The organism is Streptomyces sp. NPDC107562, assembly GCF_055657325.1.
Genome location: NZ_JBVKBE010000004.1, coordinates 221,000 through 236,709 on the forward strand (window position 1 = coordinate 221,000; position 15,710 = coordinate 236,709).

15 protein-coding genes are annotated in these 15,710 nt (G+C 72.7%); 10 read left to right on the forward strand and 5 right to left on the reverse strand.

Annotation, left to right across the window (positions count from 1 at the left end):
• Nucleotides 1–371: 371 nt before the first annotated feature.
• From ACZ7LV_RS15275 to ACZ7LV_RS15295, 5 genes are all read left to right on the forward strand, one after another.
• Entirely contained in the window at nucleotides 372–1,973 is a 1,602-nt protein-coding gene (locus ACZ7LV_RS15275; RefSeq protein ID WP_471939538.1) for a sensor histidine kinase, read from the forward strand.
• Nucleotides 1,970–2,377, forward strand: coding sequence for a roadblock/LC7 domain-containing protein (locus ACZ7LV_RS15280; RefSeq protein WP_189699588.1), 408 nt, complete (start codon nucleotides 1,970–1,972; stop codon nucleotides 2,375–2,377). Before ACZ7LV_RS15275 ends, ACZ7LV_RS15280 begins: the two co-directional genes overlap by 4 nt.
• A complete protein-coding gene (locus tag ACZ7LV_RS15285) occupies nucleotides 2,374–2,823 on the forward strand; it encodes a DUF742 domain-containing protein (protein WP_471939539.1) in 450 nt (149 codons plus the stop codon). The genes ACZ7LV_RS15280 and ACZ7LV_RS15285 overlap by 4 nt, the downstream gene beginning before the upstream one ends.
• Nucleotides 2,804–3,424 carry a GTP-binding protein gene (locus ACZ7LV_RS15290; RefSeq protein WP_471939541.1) on the forward strand — a complete coding sequence of 207 codons (621 nt, stop codon included), beginning with the start codon at nucleotides 2,804–2,806 and terminating at the stop codon, nucleotides 3,422–3,424. Before ACZ7LV_RS15285 ends, ACZ7LV_RS15290 begins: the two co-directional genes overlap by 20 nt.
• A 69-nt stretch (nucleotides 3,425–3,493) precedes the next feature.
• Complete coding sequence (locus tag ACZ7LV_RS15295; protein ID WP_471939542.1) at nucleotides 3,494–4,999, forward strand: cytochrome P450; 1,506 nt, start codon at nucleotides 3,494–3,496, stop codon at nucleotides 4,997–4,999.
• Here ACZ7LV_RS15295 and ACZ7LV_RS15300 read toward each other — a convergent pair.
• The 3 genes from ACZ7LV_RS15300 to ACZ7LV_RS15310 all read right to left on the reverse strand — a co-directional run bounded on the left by ACZ7LV_RS15300 (nucleotide 4,993) and on the right by ACZ7LV_RS15310 (nucleotide 7,968).
• A complete protein-coding gene (locus ACZ7LV_RS15300) occupies nucleotides 4,993–5,940 on the reverse strand; it encodes an RluA family pseudouridine synthase (protein WP_471939544.1) in 948 nt (315 codons plus the stop codon). The two genes, ACZ7LV_RS15295 and ACZ7LV_RS15300, sit on opposite strands and share 7 nt — an antisense overlap.
• A gap of 89 nt (nucleotides 5,941–6,029) precedes the next feature.
• Entirely contained in the window at nucleotides 6,030–6,881 is an 852-nt protein-coding gene (locus ACZ7LV_RS15305; protein WP_471939546.1) for a siderophore-interacting protein, read from the reverse strand.
• A 124-nt stretch (nucleotides 6,882–7,005) separates the two neighbouring features.
• The gene (locus tag ACZ7LV_RS15310) at nucleotides 7,006–7,968 is read right to left on the reverse strand and encodes a 5'-3' exonuclease (RefSeq protein ID WP_471939548.1); all 963 of its coding nucleotides are present in this window, start codon (nucleotides 7,966–7,968) and stop codon (nucleotides 7,006–7,008) included.
• A 168-nt stretch (nucleotides 7,969–8,136) separates the two neighbouring features.
• On the opposite strand from ACZ7LV_RS15310, the gene ACZ7LV_RS15315 reads away from it, so the two are divergent.
• From ACZ7LV_RS15315 to ACZ7LV_RS15330, 4 genes are all read left to right on the forward strand, one after another.
• Entirely contained in the window at nucleotides 8,137–9,219 is a 1,083-nt protein-coding gene (locus ACZ7LV_RS15315) for a quaternary amine ABC transporter ATP-binding protein (protein ID WP_471939550.1), read from the forward strand.
• On the forward strand, nucleotides 9,212–11,032 hold the full coding sequence (locus ACZ7LV_RS15320) for an ABC transporter permease/substrate binding protein (RefSeq protein ID WP_471939552.1): 1,821 nt from the start codon (nucleotides 9,212–9,214) through the stop codon (nucleotides 11,030–11,032). Before ACZ7LV_RS15315 ends, ACZ7LV_RS15320 begins: the two co-directional genes overlap by 8 nt.
• A 582-nt stretch (nucleotides 11,033–11,614) precedes the next feature.
• The gene (locus tag ACZ7LV_RS15325) at nucleotides 11,615–12,181 is read left to right on the forward strand and encodes a helix-turn-helix domain-containing protein (RefSeq protein ID WP_401677759.1); all 567 of its coding nucleotides are present in this window, start codon (nucleotides 11,615–11,617) and stop codon (nucleotides 12,179–12,181) included.
• 2 nt (nucleotides 12,182–12,183) lie between these two features.
• The gene (locus ACZ7LV_RS15330) at nucleotides 12,184–12,903 is read left to right on the forward strand and encodes a helical backbone metal receptor (RefSeq protein ID WP_471939554.1); all 720 of its coding nucleotides are present in this window, start codon (nucleotides 12,184–12,186) and stop codon (nucleotides 12,901–12,903) included.
• Here ACZ7LV_RS15330 and ACZ7LV_RS15335 read toward each other — a convergent pair.
• Nucleotides 12,815–13,954 carry an SLAC1 family transporter gene (locus ACZ7LV_RS15335; protein WP_471939556.1) on the reverse strand — a complete coding sequence of 380 codons (1,140 nt, stop codon included), beginning with the start codon at nucleotides 13,952–13,954 and terminating at the stop codon, nucleotides 12,815–12,817. The genes ACZ7LV_RS15330 and ACZ7LV_RS15335 overlap by 89 nt on opposite strands.
• Before the next feature lie 70 nt (nucleotides 13,955–14,024).
• On the opposite strand from ACZ7LV_RS15335, the gene ACZ7LV_RS15340 reads away from it, so the two are divergent.
• Nucleotides 14,025–14,987 (forward strand): LysR family transcriptional regulator, encoded by a 963-nt coding sequence (locus tag ACZ7LV_RS15340; RefSeq protein WP_471939558.1) that lies wholly within the window; start codon nucleotides 14,025–14,027, stop codon nucleotides 14,985–14,987.
• Between the two features lie 28 nt (nucleotides 14,988–15,015).
• Here the strand turns inward: ACZ7LV_RS15340 and ACZ7LV_RS15345 are convergent, their stop codons facing one another.
• The gene (locus ACZ7LV_RS15345; RefSeq protein ID WP_471939560.1) at nucleotides 15,016–15,705 is read right to left on the reverse strand and encodes a gamma-glutamyl-gamma-aminobutyrate hydrolase family protein; all 690 of its coding nucleotides are present in this window, start codon (nucleotides 15,703–15,705) and stop codon (nucleotides 15,016–15,018) included.
• Between the last annotated feature and the right edge of the window lie 5 nt (nucleotides 15,706–15,710).

Consider the following 15,710-nt stretch of genomic DNA (forward strand, 5'->3'; position numbering starts at 1 on the left):
GCGGGGAGTGGCGGGGCGGATCGCCCGGCTCCCCGCGCCGTCCGCTGGACGCGGTCGGACGAGGCCGGTCCAGCTCACTTCACTCATCACGGTGAGTGGTTTTCGTATGCTCGAACACCGTTACGCACCGTGTTCGAATGTGATCTCAGCGTGCAAATGGGGCCGAGCGTACTCCTGTTGCCTGCCCTGTTTCAGGTGCTTGCTGAATATGACACGGCGATGATCCGGTCGGACTAAGCTCGCCCGCAGCGCACCGAGTTGCGGTGTATTCGTGCGTTTGTTCCCAAAAATCCTGATGATCCCAACAGTCCCATGACGCATACCCCCACAAGCTCCCCCGACTCCCCGCCGACTGCTTTCAGAGGGCCCACATGGTGAGTGTTCAATCCCCACCCGCACGGCGTGAACTTCCCTACGCGCGCGTGCTGTTGCTCCCGGCGATACTGATGGCCGCGGCGACCGGAGCCGCCGTCGCACTCGTGACCGACTCGGCCCGGACCGCGGTCGCCCTGTGCGGCACCGTCGCCACGCTCCTTGTGATCGCCGCGGCGGCCGAGGCGGTGCGCCGCGGCCGCGCGCTGCGGGACGCGCACGCCGAGCACGCCCGTCACCGCGCGTCGCTGGAGCGGCAGATCGCCGACCACCACGACGACTGGGTCCGGTTCGGCGAGGAGGTCGTGCCGACCGCCCTGCGGCGGATGGCCGGCGGTGTCACCGCCGTCGAGGTGATCCGCCAGCTGAGCCTCGTGGACCCGGTCTTCCGGGAGATGCCCGACCCGCAGCGCCGGCTCCTGAAGAAGCTGATGCGCATCGTCGACCACGAGGAGGCCCTGCGGGACTCCGCGGCGGCCTCGTTCGTCAGCGTCGCCCGGCGCGTGCAGGCGATCGTCCACCAGCAGGCCAACGAACTCCGGGAGATGGAGGAGGACCACGGCCGCAACCCCGAGGTCTTCGACGACCTGCTGCGCATCGACCACGGCAACGCGCTGATCGGCCGCCTCGCCGACTCCATCTCCGTCCTCGGCGGCGGCCGTCCGGGCCGCCAGTGGCCCCTGCCGGTGTCGCTGTACAGCACCCTGCGCGGCGCGATGTCGCGCATCCTGGAGTACCGGCGCATCAAGCTCGACAACATCTGCCGCATCAGCGTCAAGGGCATCCACGTCGAGCCCGTCATCCACGCCTGCGCCGAGCTCTTCGACAACGCCACCCGCTACTCGCCGCCGCACACCGACGTGCACGTCACCGCCGTCCAGGTGCAGACCGGTATCGCCATCGAGATCGAGGACGCCGGCGTCAGCTTCAGCGAGGAGGCCCGCGAGCGCATCGAGGGCATGCTGGAGCGAGCCAAGGCCGGCGTCGACCTCCAGGACCTCGGAGACGCGGCGCGCCTCGGCCTCGCCGTGGTGGGCCGGCTGTGCCGGACGTACAACATGCAGGTCGCGCTGCGCTCCTCGGCCTACGGCGGGGTGCGCGCCGTGGTCATCGTGCCCAGCAACATGCTGACCGACGAGCCCGGTGTCGGACTCGCCCACGGCATCGGCGCCACCTCCGTGCCCACCGTCTCGCCCGACGCGCTGGAGGGCCCCAAGCGTCCCCCGAAGCGGCGCCGCCCGACCAGCCCGAAGATCCCCGCCTCGGTCTCCATGGAGGACGACGTCCCGGTCGTCACCGAGTGGACCGCGGGCGGCCTGCCGCAGCGCCGCAGCCGGATGAAGACCCCGCTGAGTCAGCGGATCGCCGAGCAGTACGCCGCCGAACGCGAGGAACGCGAGGCCGCCGAGCGGGAGGGACGGGAACCCCGGCCGGTCTGGGGCGCCCCCGAGCCCAAGCCCGAGAACAAGGACCAGCCCCCGCCCGGAATGTGGGTCGAGGCGTTCATGGAGGGGCTCAAGCGACCCACGCCGGCCCCGTCCACCCAGCCGACCGACGAGCCGGCCCGTGCCCAGGCCGACGACGAGAGGGACTCCCACTGATGGCGTACCGAGCGAACTTCGACTGGATGCTCCAGGACCTCGCCAAAGGCGTACCGGGCATCCAGATGATCGTGGTGCTCTCCGCCGACGGACTGCGCATCGCCCGGCACGGCGGCGACCCCGACACCGCCGACCGGGTCGCCGCGGCCTGTGCCGGACTGCAGAGCCTCGCGAGCGCCGTGGCCGACGAGATCCCGACGAGCGACGGCCAGATGCGCATGGTCCTCATCGAGGTCAACGGCGGCTACTTCTACCTGATGGCCGCGGGGCCCAACGCCTATCTCGCGGTGCTGTCCAACATCGTCGCCGAGCCGGGTCTGATGAGCGCCCAGATGCGTGACCTGGTCGACCGGATCGGTCCCCACCTGACCAGTCCGCCGAGGCGCAACGGGAAGGCCGTATGACTCCCCCGAAACGCAAGCGGCGCTCCCCGAGTCAGGAGCCCCCACCGCGACCGCAGTTGTCCCCCCAGAGGGGCGCGGCGGGCGACGGCGGCACGGACGGCCCGGAGGGCAAGGACGGCAAGCCCTCCAACCCCGAGCGCCTGTTCGTGATCGGCGAGGTGGACGGCGACCGCGCGGAGCTCGACCTGGTCACGTTGATCGTGGCGCGCGCCGAGCCGAAGCCGTCCACCAGCCCGGAGCAGGCGGCCGTCCTGCGGCTGTGCTCCGCCCCGCTCTCCGTGGCCGAGTTGTCGGCCTACCTCAGTCTGCCGTTCAGCGTGATCACCGTGCTGCTCACCCAGATGCTGACGGCCGAACTCGTACAGGCACGCGCCCCGGTCGTCCGCCAGGCGCTGCCCGACCGTTCCATCCTCGAAGCGGTGATGCATGGACTTCAAAAGCTCTGAGACCATCCCGGGCCCACGCGCCGAGGACCATCTGCCGCACACGGCGCAGGCCGCGGTGAAGATCGTCATCGTGGGCGGGTTCGGGGTCGGCAAGACCACCATGGTCGGCTCGGTCAGCGAGATCAAACCGCTGACGACCGAGGAGACCATGACGCAGGCCGGCGTCGGCGTCGACGACAACTACGGCTCCGACTCCAAGACCGCCACCACCGTCGCGATGGACTTCGGCCGCATCAGCATCACGGACCAACTGGTGCTGTACCTCTTCGGCACACCCGGTCAGGAACGCTTCTGGTTCCTGTGGAACGGGCTGTTCGAGGGCGCGCTCGGCGCGGTGGTCCTGGTGGACACCCGCCGGCTGGAGGTCAGTTTCGACGTCATGGGCCGGCTGGAGGAGTGCGGCGTGCCCTTCGTGGTCGCCGTCAACACCTTCCCGGACGGCCCGCGTTACCCGCTCCCGGATCTGCGCGCGGCGCTCGACCTGTCGGAGGAGATCCCGATCCTGGAGTGCGACGTCCGCCGCCGTGCCTCCAGCAAGGAGGTCCTCATGACGCTGATGCGGTTCCTGCACTCCCTCGCCATGACGGGCCAGCTCACCTGACCCGCCCGCGCCGCCGCAGCCCCACACCCCAGACAACGGCCCCCCCACAGTCTCCGAAAGCGACTCGCTGTGACGCCTGAATCCCACTCCACGACAGACACGGACGACCTCGGCATCAGCCCGCCCCCGGGCTGTCCCGCGCACAACCTCGGCCCCGGCGGACTGCACCGGCTCTACGGGCCCGACGCGCGTGACCTGGGTGCCCTGTACGAGCGGCTCCGCGCCGAGCACGGTGCGGTGGCGCCGGTCCTCCTCCACGACGACGTACCGATGTGGGTGGTCCTCGGCCACGCCGAGAACCTGCACATGGTGCGCTCGCCCACCCAGTTCACCCGCGACAGCCGCATCTGGAGCCCGCTGCTGGAGGGCATGGTCAAGCCCGACCACCCGCTGATGCCGCACATCGCCTGGCAGCCCATCTGCTCGCACGCCGAGGGCGACGAGCACCTCAGGCTGCGCGGCGCGGTCACCGGGGCCGTCTCCACCATCGACTTCCGCAGCCTGCGCAGGCACATCTCCCGCTACACGCAGATCCTCGTCAACCGGTTCTGCGAGGTGGGGGAGGCCGACCTGGTCGGCCAGTACGCCGACCACCTGCCGATGGCCGTGATGTGCGAGATCCTCGGCATGCCCGACGAGTACGGCGACCGGATCGTGCACGCCGCGCGCGACATGCTCAAGGGCACCGAGACCGCGATCGCCAGCAACCAGTACATCGTCGACGCCCTCGGCCGGCTCGCCGCCCAGCGGCGCGCCCAGCCCGAGGACGACTTCACCAGCCACCTCGTCACCCACCCGGCCGGCCTCACCGACGACGAGGTGCGCGAACACCTGCGGGTCGTCCTGATCGCCGCCTACGAGGCCACCGCCAACCTCCTGGCCAACGTGCTGCGCACGGTGCTCACCGACCCGCGCTTCCGCGCCCAGCTCAACGGTGGGCAGATGACCGTGCCCGAGGCGGTCGAGCAGTCGCTGTGGGACGAGCCGCCGTTCAGCGCGGTGTTCGCCTACTTTGCCAAGCAGGAGACCGAGCTGGGCGGGCAGCGGATCCGCAAGGGCGACGGGCTGCTGTTCGCGCCGGCCCCGGGCAACGTCGATCCGCGGGTGCGGCCCGACCTGACCGCCAACATGCAGGGCAACCGCTCCCACCTCGCCTTCGGTGGCGGCCCGCACGAGTGCCCCGGCCAGGACATCGGCCGCGCCATCGCCGACATCGGTGTCGACGCGCTGCTGATGCGGATGCCGGACGTCGAACTCGACTGCGACGAGGAGGACCTGCACTGGTCCGAGTCGATCTCCTCACGCCATCTGGTGGAGCTTCCGGTGCGGTTCGAACCCTCGCCGCGCCAGGACGTGATGGAGAAGCCGGGGTTGGAGCCCGTGCACCGCCCGCGCGCCGAGTGGCAGTTCGCCACCGCGGCCCCCGACCCGGCCCCCGGCGCCGTCCCGGCGGCGGCCGCCGCGCAGCCGGCGGTACCCCCGTACCCGGCGGACGCCGCACCCGTCGCGGAACCGGTGGGCCCCCGCAGGATGGGCGCCTGGCCGCGGTTCCTGCGCTGGTGGCGCGGTTACTGACCGGCCCACTCCGGATCGCCGGACCAGGCCGTCAGGGTCCGCCCGCTCCGGAAGGCGTGCGCCAACCCCGTGACCGGGTCGGTGAACTCCAGCTCCCGCGCCAGCAGTTGCAGCGGGCGCCGGAAGTCACCGGCCGGCACGGGGTCCTTCACAGCCGGATACAGCGGGTCACCGAGGATCGGGACGCCCAACGCGTTCATGTGCACCCGCAGTTGATGCGTCTGCCCGGTGCCGGGCACCAGCCGGTACCGGCCGAGGCCCGCGCGGTGCTCGATCAGCTCGACCCGGCTCACCGCGTTCGGCTCGCCCTCGACCTCGCGGGCGGTCAGCGTCCCGCGCTCCTTCACGATCCGGCTGCGTACGGTCCGGGGCAGTGCGAGCGCCGGATCGTACGGCGCCACCGCCTCGTACACCTTGCGTACCTGCCGGCGCTGGAACAGCCCCTGGTAGGCGCCCCGTTCCGCGGGCCGCACCGTGAAGAGCACGAGCCCGGCCGTGAGGCGGTCCAGCCGGTGCGCGGCACTGAGCGTCGGGATGTCCAGCTCGCGGCGGAGCCGGGCGAGCGCGGTCTCGGTGACATGGCTGCCGCGCGGGGTGGTGGCGAGGAAGTGCGGTTTGTCGGCGACGACGACGTGCTCGTCGCGGTAGGCGACCTCCAGGGGGAACGGCACCCGCACCTCGGCGGGCAGTTCGCGGTGGAACCACACGAACATCCCGGGCTCGTACCCCGCGTCCGGCGCCACCGCCGTGCCGTCCGCCCCGACGATCAGCCCGGCCGCGAACATCGCGTCCAAGGCTCCGGCTCCGGCGCCCGTGAGCCGCTCCACCAGATGCTCCCGTACGGTCGCCCACGTCCCCTCGAAGGGCAGCCGCACCCGTACCGGGTCCACCCCGTCGCGCTGCGGCAGCGGGGAGGGCGGAATGCGGGTCCTGCGTGTCATAGCCGCTCAGCCTAGGCGCTGGGGCGAGGACGAGGACTGGGCGGGAGGCTCCGCGGACGTCGACGTGTGCCGACGCCCCGCGCGCACGCCTACGCGGCCGAGACCGCCGCTCCGGTCTCCTGCTCCGCCTCGATCCGGGCATTCCACTCGCGCTTCGAGGCCTGCCAGCCGTCCTCGTTGTGGCCGAGGCGCCAGTAGCCGGAGATGGACAGGTCCTCGCGCGGCACCTGGCGCTCCAGCCGCAGCAGGGCGCGCAGCTGCTTCACGAAGGCCGCCTCGCCGTGCACGAAGGCGTGCATCCGGCCCTCGGGGCAGTCCAGCGTGCGCACCGCGTCCACCAGGAGTTCGCCCACGGGCCGCTCGCCACGGTGCAGCCAGACGACCTCCACGTCCGAGTCGATCTTCTGCTCCTCCTCGGGCCCGGAGATCTCCACGAAGGCCCGTACGTCGGCGCCGTCGGGAAGCGACTCCAGGGCGGCGGCGATCGCGGGCAGCGCGCTCTCGTCACCGGCGAGCAGATGCCAGTCGGCGCTCGGGTCCGGGGCGTAGGCGCCGCCGGGGCCGAGAAAGCGCAGGGTGTCGCCCGGCCTGGCGCGCATCGCCCACGGTCCGGCCAGGCCCTCGTCGCCGTGGAGCACGAAGTCCAGGGTCAGTTCGCGCAGTTCGGGGTCCCAGCACCGCACGGTGTACGTCCGGGTGACCGGCCACTGGTCGCGGGGGAACTCCTCGCGGATCCGCTGCAGGTCGAAGGGCTCCGGATAGACGGCGCCCCCGGTCGGGAAGAGCAGCTTCACATAGTGATCGGTACAGGTGGCAGCCTCGAATTCGGCGAGACCGTCGCCGCCGAGCACCACTCGCTGCATGTGCGGGGTCAGCCGTTCGGTGCGGACGACCTGCGCGGAGTGGGCCTTGCGCGGCTGGCGGGCCGGACGATCTGCCATGACGGCCTCCCTGATCCGATAACTTAGGCTTACCTAAGCTAGCATCCCCGCCCCGCAGACGCCTCTCACCTGTTCAAGTGCGTCCTCAGGTGTTCCAGTGTAGGAGTCCGACTCGCCGGGATCGTCATGATGCGAGCGTGGTCAGGAGGCGGCGCAGCGCGCCGCCCAGTCCCCAGCGCTCCGACAGCGCCTCCAGCGCCGCCGGATCGCGCGGGTCGTGCGGCACGGCCGTGTCGACGTCCGGCAGCGGTACGTCGGACGCGACCCGCACGACCGTCGGCGCCACCGCCAGGTAGGGGCGCGACTCGTCCAGCCGCTTGCGCTGGGTGGGCGTGAGCTTGGCCTTCCGGTCGTCGACCGCGGCCAGGATGCCGGCCAGGTCGCCGAACTCGGCGAGCAGCTTCGCCGCCGTCTTCTCGCCGATGCCCGGCACGCCCGGCAGGCCGTCGCTGGGGTCGCCGCGCAGCAGGGCGAGGTCGGCGTACCCGCTGCCCGCGACACCGTACTTCTCGCGCAGCCACGCCTCGTCCGTGAGCTGGAGGGTGCCCACCCCCTTCAGCGGGTACAGCACCCGCACGCCGCGCGCGTCGTCCACCAGCTGGTACAGGTCGCGGTCGCCGGTCACGATGTCGACCGGGCCGGCGGCCCGCACGGTGTACGTGCCGATGACGTCGTCCGCCTCGTACCCCGCGACGCCCACCCGCGCGATCCCGAGGGCGTCCAGAACCGCCTCGATGACCGGCACCTGCGGTGACAGCGTGTCCGGCACCTGCTCCTCGTCCGGGCCGCCCTCGTGTTCCTCGGCGACCCGGTGCGCCTTGTACGAGGGGATCAGGTCGACCCGCCACTGCGGGCGCCAGTCGGCGTCCATGCACGCCACCAGGTGCGCGGGCCGGTGGTCCCTGACCAGGCGCTCGATGAAGTCGAGCAGTCCGCGCACGGCGTTCACCGGGGTGCCGTCCGGTGCCTTCACGGAGTCCGGGACGCCGAAGTAGGCGCGGAAGTAGAGCGAGGCGGTGTCGAGGAGCATCAGTCGTCCGGTCACGTCCCGCATCATGCCGTACCCCGCCGACAGCCACCCGGTCATGGCCGGGGCGTGGCAGCCGTGATCGTTCTGTGAACCGCATCACGGTCGCGTTTGCCTCGGAGGCCTTTGGGCAGGCGCCGCCTCGGAGCGAGCCCGGTTGCGTGTTCAACCGTTTGCGGCTTTACGGCCCGTCGTCTCCGATCCTTGCCGTCGAGACGAGAGGTACGCGTGTCAGCCAGGCTTGAGGTCCAGCATCTCCACAAGGTGTTCGGCAGACGACCGGACGAGGCGGTGGAAAGGCTCCGCGCGGGAGCCGACCGGGAGGAGTTGCGGGCGGACGGCGCCACCGCCGCCGTGATCGACGCGTCCTTCACCGTGGAACCGGGCGAGATCTTCGTCGTGATGGGCCTGTCCGGGTCCGGCAAGTCCACGCTGCTGCGCATGCTCAACGGGCTGCTGGAGCCGACCGCGGGAACGGTCGCCTTCGACGGCCAGGACCTGACGGCGCTCGGCGACCGCGAGCTGCGCGAGGTCCGGGCGAAGAAGATCAGCATGGTCTTCCAGCACTTCGCGCTGTTCCCGCACCGCAGCGTCCTGGAGAACGCCGCCTACGGCCTGGCGGTGCAGGGCGTGCCCCGCGCCGAGCGCGAGCGCCGCGCCGGCGAGGCGCTGGCCCTGTGCGGCCTGGACGGCTGGGCCGGGTCCTGGCCCGACGAGCTGTCCGGCGGCATGCAGCAGCGCGTGGGCCTCGCCCGCGCGCTCGCCACCGACGCCGACGTGCTGCTCATGGACGAGTCCTTCAGCGCGCTGGACCCGCTGATCCGCCGCGACATGCAGGACCAGCTGCTGGAGCTGCAGCGCACGCTGAGGAAGACCATCGTCTTCATCACCCACGACCTGAACGAGGCCATGCGCCTCGGCGACCGGATCGCCGTCATGCGCGACGGCCGGATCGTGCAGACCGGCACCGCCGAGGACATCCTGCTGCGCCCCGCGAACGACTACGTCGCCTCCTTCATCCAGGACGTCGACCGCTCCCGGGTGCTGACCGCGGGGGCCGTCATGGACGCCGAGGTCCGCGGTGACGAGGCCGACTGCGGCTGCGAGACCGCGACGCCCGACACCCCCTTCACCGAGCTGTGCGCGATCAGCGCCCGGGTGACGCACCCCGTCGCCGTGCTCGGCCCCGAGCACGAGCTCGTCGGAGTGGTGCCCAAGCAGCGCCTGGTCGGCTTCCTCGGCGACGAACGCGGCGCACCTCCCGTGTCCTGCGGCCGGCCGCGCGCCAAGGCGGTGACCGCCGATGCCTAGGCTGCGTCTCGGCGACTGGGTCGACTCCGGGGTCGCCTGGCTCGTCAACCACCTCTCCTGGCTCTTCGACGCCGTCAAGGCCCTCGTCGAGGGCATGTACGACGTCATCAGCGACGTCCTCACCGCCCCGCAGCCGCTGCTCCTGGCCGGCATCCTCGCGGTGCTCGCCTGGTGGCTGCGCGGCCTGCTCGGCGGCCTCCTGGCCTTCGCGGGCTTCGCCCTGATCGACTCGCTGGACCTGTGGGACCAGACCATGTCGACCCTGTCGCTGGTGATCGTGGCGACCGTGATCGCCCTGGCGGTCTCGGTACCCCTCGGCATCTGGGCCGCCCGCTCCCGGACCGTGAGCGCCTTCGTACGGCCCGTGCTGGACCTGCTCCAGACGATGCCGTCGATGGTGCTGCTGATCCCGGCGATCCTGTTCTTCGGCATGGGCGTACCGGCCGGCGTGGTGGCCACGCTGATCTTCGCCCTCGCGCCCGGTGTCCGGATGACCGAGCTGGGCATCCGCCAGGTCGACGCCGAACTCGTGGAGGCCGCCGAGGCCTTCGGCACCACGCCGCGCGACACCTTGCTGCGGGTGCAGCTGCCGCTCGCCCTGCCCACCGTCATGGCAGGCGTCAACCAGGTCATCATGCTCGGCCTGTCCATGGTCGTCATCGCCGGCATGGTCGGCACCGGCGGCCTCGGCGGCGCGGTCAACGAGGCGATCGGCCAGCTCGACATCGGCCTCGGCTTCGAGGCGGGCCTCGGCATCGTCGTCCTCGCCATCTACCTGGACCGGATCACCGGCGCGCTCGGCGAGCAGATCTCCCCGCTCGGCCGCCGTGCCGCCGCCCGGGCCCGCCTCGCGGGCGACCGCCGGGTGTGGGACCACCGCCCCCGCCCGGTCGTCGCGGTCGTCGGCGTGGTCGTCCTCGCCCTGGTCGCCGGCGGCATGGGCGTCTTCGCCACCCCCGCGGGCACCGCCCAGGCCTCCGCCACGGACGTCGGCAAGGGCAGGGAGATCAAGCTGGGCTACATCCCGTGGGACGAGGGCATCGCCTCGACGTTCCTGTGGAAGGAACTCCTGGAGCGGCGCGGCTTCGACGTCACCACCACGCAGTACACGGCGGGACCCCTCTACACCGGCCTCGCCACCGGTCAGGTCGACTTCCAGACCGACTCGTGGCTGCCCACCACGCACGCCGAGTACTGGAAGAAGTACGGCAAGCAGCTCGACGACCTCGGCTCCTGGTTCGGACCCACCTCGCTGGAGCTGACCGTCCCGTCCTACATGAAGGACGTGAACTCCCTGGAGGACCTGAAGGACCACGCCTCCGACGTCGACGGCAGGATCGTCGGCATCGAGCCGAGCGCCGGGATGATGGGCATGCTCAAGGACAAGGTGCTGGGCGCCTACGGACTGCGGGACGCGTACGAGGTCGTCGACGGCTCCACCCCGGCGATGCTCGCGGAGCTCAGGCGGGCGTACGCCAAGAAGCAGCCGATCGTCGTCACGCTCTGGTCGCCGCACTGGGCCTACAGCGACTACGACCTGAAGAAGCTCAAGGATCCCAAGGGCGCCTGGGGCAAGGGCGACGGCGTGCACACCCTCTCCCGCAAGGGCTTCGCCGACGACAACCCCGAGGTCGGCGCCTGGCTGCGGAACTTCTCCATGACGGAGCAGCAGCTCACCGGTCTGGAGGCGCAGATCCAGCAGTCGGGCAAGGGGCAGGAGCAGGAGGCCGTGCGCACCTGGCTGAAGCAGAACCCCGGCCTGGTGGACAAGTGGGCGCCCGTGGGCGAGGGCAAGAGCCAGGCGGCCGGGTGACCTGACCGTTCCGGCCGCCGGGGCGAGGGGTGGGCAGCGACGTACACGCACGCGCGGGTGTGTGGACGCTCGCGCCCACCCCTCGTGGTGTCGCGGGCACTCGGGGTGCACCGGGCGCACGAAAAGGATCCGGACAACCACGCAGCGCTACGCCACCACCAGAGCCCGCGCGTCAACTTCGCCGCCACCGGCGCGACTTGCCAGGCCGTCGGCCCCCTTGTCGGCTCAGGCGCGCGGCGGGAACATCGGCGACCGGTCGCGCATTGAACCGAACAGCGGGAGGCTCGTACTGATCGACCGTCGGGGTCGCGGTCATGACGACGCGGTCCCCCGGCGCACGGCGGCGGCCGACCCGCTGGAACAGGGCGTTCGCCGTGCGGCACAAGGCCGTGGCGGGCGACGCCGCGAGGCCGGCCCGGTGGCGCGAACTGAAGGGTCCCGGGCCACGCTGCGTGACGGCGATGTGACGGCCGCATGAAACGGTTTGCCGACCATGCGTAGGGTGCAGAGAACTCATCACAAAGGAGTGCGCCCGGACAGCGGCGTACGACCGGCCGACGAGCGAAGGAGGGAGCCGGAGCGATGGGCGACCACAAAGAGCAGCCCCTTCGGGTGGGCGCGGCCGTACGGCGTCGTCGTCGTGCCCTGGAGCTCACTCTCGCCGTCGTGGCCGAGCGCAGCGGCCTGTCGGTCCCGTTCCTGAGCCAGGTCGAGAACGACCGGGCGCGGCCCAGCCAGAGCTCGCTGGAGAAGGTCGCCGACGCCCTGCGCACCACCGCCGTGGAACTCCTCGCCGCCGCGGACCCCGCGTGCAGCGTCGACGTGGTGCGCGCCGACACCTCCGACCAGGGGCTCTACCCGCAGGTGCGCTCCCTGGTGCGCGGCCATCACCAGATGCACGCCTCGGAGTTCACCGGCGACCACGAGGCCGGCCGGGAAATCCAGTACCGCAACGACCAGTTGATGTACGTCGCCGACGGCGCCGTCGAGATCGAGGCGGAGGGCCGCGCGTACCGCCTCGGCCGAGGCGACACCCTGTACCTCACCGGGGGAGTGCGGCACCGCTGGCGGGCGACCGTGCCCGACACCCGGGTGCTGGTGGTCGCCGTCGCCGAGCACGTCGAGGCCGTCCAGGACCGGCACCGCTAGCCGTGCGCGCCGTCTCGCTGGTGCCTTCCCTGACGGAGGCCGTGGCGGTGTCGGCCCCCGGCGTCCTGGTCGGCGCCACCGACTGGTGCACCCACCCGGCGGACCTGGCCGTCACCCGTGTCGGTGGCACCAAGAACCCCGAGGTCGACCGGATCCTGACGCTCGCCCCCGACCTGGTGATCGCCAACGAGGAGGAGAACCGCGCCCCCGACCTCGACGCCCTGCGCGCGGCCGGCGTCGACGTGCTGGTGACCGAGGTGCGCGACGTGCCGCAGGCCTTTCGCCAGCTGTCCCGGGTGCTGGACGCCTGCGGTGCCCGGGCGCGCCCGGGCTGGCTGCGGGACGCGGAGGCGGCCTGGGCGCGGCACCCGGTCCCGGAGCCGCGGCTGACGGCCGTGGTACCGATCTGGCGTCGGCCCTGGATGGTCCTGGGCCGCGCCACCTTCGCCGGCGACGTCCTGGCCCGCCTGGGCGTCGACCACCGGTACGCGGACCACGCGGACCGCTATCCGAAGGTTCCCCTGGACGCCCTGCGCGCCGCCGCTCCCGACGTGGTCGTCCTGCCGGACGAGCCCTACCGCTTCACCGCCGACGACGGCCCGGAGGCCTTCGAGGGGCTGCCCTGCGCCCTCGTCAGCGGGCGGCACCTGACGTGGTACGGGCCGTCGCTGGCCGAGGCGCCACGGGTGCTGGGCGAGGCCCTGCGAGCAGCTCGCGGCTGAGCAGCCCCCGTGCCGTGCGCACGGCGACGGCGGTCCAGGCGGCGACCAGGACGACGTACAGAACGAGGGCGAGCCGGTCGAAGGCCGGTGTGCCGGTGTGCCGGCCGAGGGCCTCGGCGCCGGTGACGCAGGTGCCGACCGGGAAGGTGAACGCCCACCACGTCATCGCGAAACGCATGCCGCGCCGACGGGCCCGCAGCACCAGCGCGGCCGCCGCCACGGCCCACAGCAGCGCGAGGCCCGTCACCGGCACGCCGTAGGGCACGACGGGGACGTGGGCGCCGAAGGGCGCGGCGTCCGCGATGTTGCCGAGGGCGGTCGTGGACTGCCCCAGCGGGCCCAGCACCAGGAACAGCGTCGGAGTGAGGGCGAGCGGCAGCGGCCCGGTCGTGACCAGGCGGGCGAAGACCACCGGCAGCGTCAGCAGCGTGGCGAGCAGACTCAGCCCGAACATGGCCACGCAGGTCCACAGCAGCGCCTCGCGGGCCCGCCCGGGCGGCAGGTACGGCACGAGCAGCGGCCCCATGGCCGCCGACACCATGGGCGCCACCAGCGGCAGCAGCCAGACGGGCGTCGCCTGCCGCCGGTCGAGCCGGCCGTGCCCGGCCATCAGGCACGGCACCGTGACGGCGACCGCCGCCGCGCACACCGTCCCGGCCGTGAACAGCACGGCGTCCATTGCCACCGCCGCCCCGGTGCCGATCCAGTCCCGGCCCACGACGACCGTGGCGCCGCCGACGGCCAGCAGGGCCATCGCCAGACAGCCGTAGAAGGGCGCCGTCGCCGGGTCCCGCAGGTGGGCGCGCGCCTGGTCGCGGTGGTGCGTCCAGTGCAGGGCGCGCCCGACGAGCAGGGCGGTCAGCAGCACCACGGACAGCGCCCAGAAGCCCGCGCAGAGGGTGCGCAGGCCCGGCAGCCGTACGGGGAGCGCGGCGCCGGCGGTGGCGACGACGGCGGTGCCCATGACGGCGGCGTACCAGTTCGGTCCGAGGTGACGGACGGCGAGGGCACGCCCGCCGGGGCGCGACACGGGACGGGCGGCGGTGATCATGCCCCCACCGTCGCGCCGGCCGGCGACCGCCACCAGGGACCACGTCTCTATGGGGACATAAGGTGGGGTTATGAGCAGGGCTGAGGGGCAGGGGCAGGGGCAGGAAAACGGGCGGACGCCGCCGGGGGCGGGTTCGCTGGCGCACCGGGTGCCGGACCTCGGGGCACTGGAACTGCTGCTCGCCGTGGCACGGCTCGGGAGTCTGGGCGCCGCGGCCCGCGAGGTCGGCATCACGCAGCCGGCCGCGAGCAGCCGGATCCGTTCCATGGAGCGGCAGTTGGGCGTGGCCCTGGTGGACCGCTCGCCGCGTGGTTCCCGCCTCACCGACGCCGGTGTACTGGTGACGGACTGGGCGCGGCGGGTCGTCGAGGCGGCGGAGGCCTTCGACGTGGGGGCGCAGGCGCTGCGGGACCGGCGGGACTCGCGGCTGCGGGTCGCGGCCAGCATGACGATCGCCGAGTACCTGCTGCCGGGCTGGCTGCTGGCGTTGCGCGCCGGGCGCCCCGACACGGCGGTCTCGCTCCTCGCGGGCAACTCGGCGGCCGTCGCGCAACGGCTCCTGGCCGACGAGGCCGACCTGGGCTTCGTGGAGGGTCTGACGGTCCCGGCGGGGCTGGACTCCGTGGTTGTCGCCCACGACCACCTCGTCGTCGTGACGGCGCCCGGCCACCCGTGGGCCCGGCGGCGCCGTCCGCTGCCGGCCCACGAGCTGGCGGCGACACCGCTGGTCCTGCGGGAGAAGGGCTCGGGCACCCGCCAGGTCCTGGACGCGGCCCTGGGCGGCCTCGCCCGCCCCCTGATCGAGCTGTCCTCCACCACGGCCGTCAAGGCGTCGGCGGTCGGCGGTGCGGGACCGGCGGTGCTGAGCGAACTGGCGGTCGGCGAGGAACTGGCGACCCGGCGCCTGGTGAGCGTCCCCGTGGACGTCCCCCTGCGGCGCGAGCTGCGGGCGGTGTGGCGCACGGGCCACCGCCCGGCGGGACCGGCGCGCGAACTGCTGGGGCTGACGCGCAAGTCACCCAAGGGCAGGTGACCGGGGCTCCCGTGCCCCCGGCCCCGGGTCAGGCGGGCGGGGCGGCCGCCTCCACCAGGCCCCGCATCACCCGCGGATCCTCCCCCATCTCCGGATGCCACTGCACCCCCAGCACCCAGTGGTCGCCGGGCAGTTCGACGGCCTCCACCGTCCCGTCCGCCGCGTGCGCCGAGGGCACCAGGCCTTTCCCCAGCCGGTCCACGGACTGGTGGTGGTACGTCGGCACGGTCGTCTCCTCCGCGACCAGAGCGGCGTACCGCGTGCCGGGGACCGGCTTGACGGGGTGCCCGCCGAAGACGCCCACCAGTTCCGCGTGCCCGTCGAGATGCTGGACCAGGGTCCCGCCCAGAGCGACGTTGAGCAGCTGCATGCCCCGGCAGACGCCCAGCAGCGGCACCCGGGCCGCCAGCGCGGCGCCGATCAGGGCGAGTTCCCAGGTGTCACGCTCGCGGGCGGGCGGTCCGGTGCGCGGGTCGCGTACGGCGCCGTAGCGGTCCGGATCGACGTCCGGGCCGCCCGCGATCACCAGGCCGTCGACCCGCGCGATCGCCGCCGCCGCGTGCTCCGGGGCGTCCGGCGGCAGCATCGCCGCGAGGCCGCCCGCCCGCTGCACCAGCCGCGGATAGCCGGCCGGCAGCAGCGCCGCGTCCAGCTCCCACACGCCCCAGCGCGCCCCCGTCTCCAGATAGGTGCTGACGCCGATCAGCGGTCTGGCCACCCTGT

Bases quoted from the DNA above. Each gene is read 5' to 3' on its own strand.
- ACZ7LV_RS15275 (WP_471939538.1), top strand. From the start codon at position 372: ATGGTGAGTGTTCAATCCCCACCCGCACGGCGTGAACTTCCCTACGCG.
- ACZ7LV_RS15285 (WP_471939539.1), top strand. From the start codon at position 2,374: ATGACTCCCCCGAAACGCAAGCGGCGCTCCCCGAGTCAGGAGCCCCCA.
- ACZ7LV_RS15290 (WP_471939541.1), top strand. From the start codon at position 2,804: ATGGACTTCAAAAGCTCTGAGACCATCCCGGGCCCACGCGCCGAGGAC.
- ACZ7LV_RS15300 (WP_471939544.1), bottom strand. From the start codon at position 5,940: ATGACACGCAGGACCCGCATTCCGCCCTCCCCGCTGCCGCAGCGCGAC.
- ACZ7LV_RS15305 (WP_471939546.1), bottom strand. From the start codon at position 6,881: ATGGCAGATCGTCCGGCCCGCCAGCCGCGCAAGGCCCACTCCGCGCAG.
- ACZ7LV_RS15310 (WP_471939548.1), bottom strand. From the start codon at position 7,968: ATGACCGGGTGGCTGTCGGCGGGGTACGGCATGATGCGGGACGTGACC.
- ACZ7LV_RS15320 (WP_471939552.1), top strand. From the start codon at position 9,212: ATGCCTAGGCTGCGTCTCGGCGACTGGGTCGACTCCGGGGTCGCCTGG.
- ACZ7LV_RS15325 (WP_401677759.1), top strand. From the start codon at position 11,615: ATGGGCGACCACAAAGAGCAGCCCCTTCGGGTGGGCGCGGCCGTACGG.
- ACZ7LV_RS15335 (WP_471939556.1), bottom strand. From the start codon at position 13,954: ATGATCACCGCCGCCCGTCCCGTGTCGCGCCCCGGCGGGCGTGCCCTC.
- ACZ7LV_RS15340 (WP_471939558.1), top strand. From the start codon at position 14,025: ATGAGCAGGGCTGAGGGGCAGGGGCAGGGGCAGGAAAACGGGCGGACG.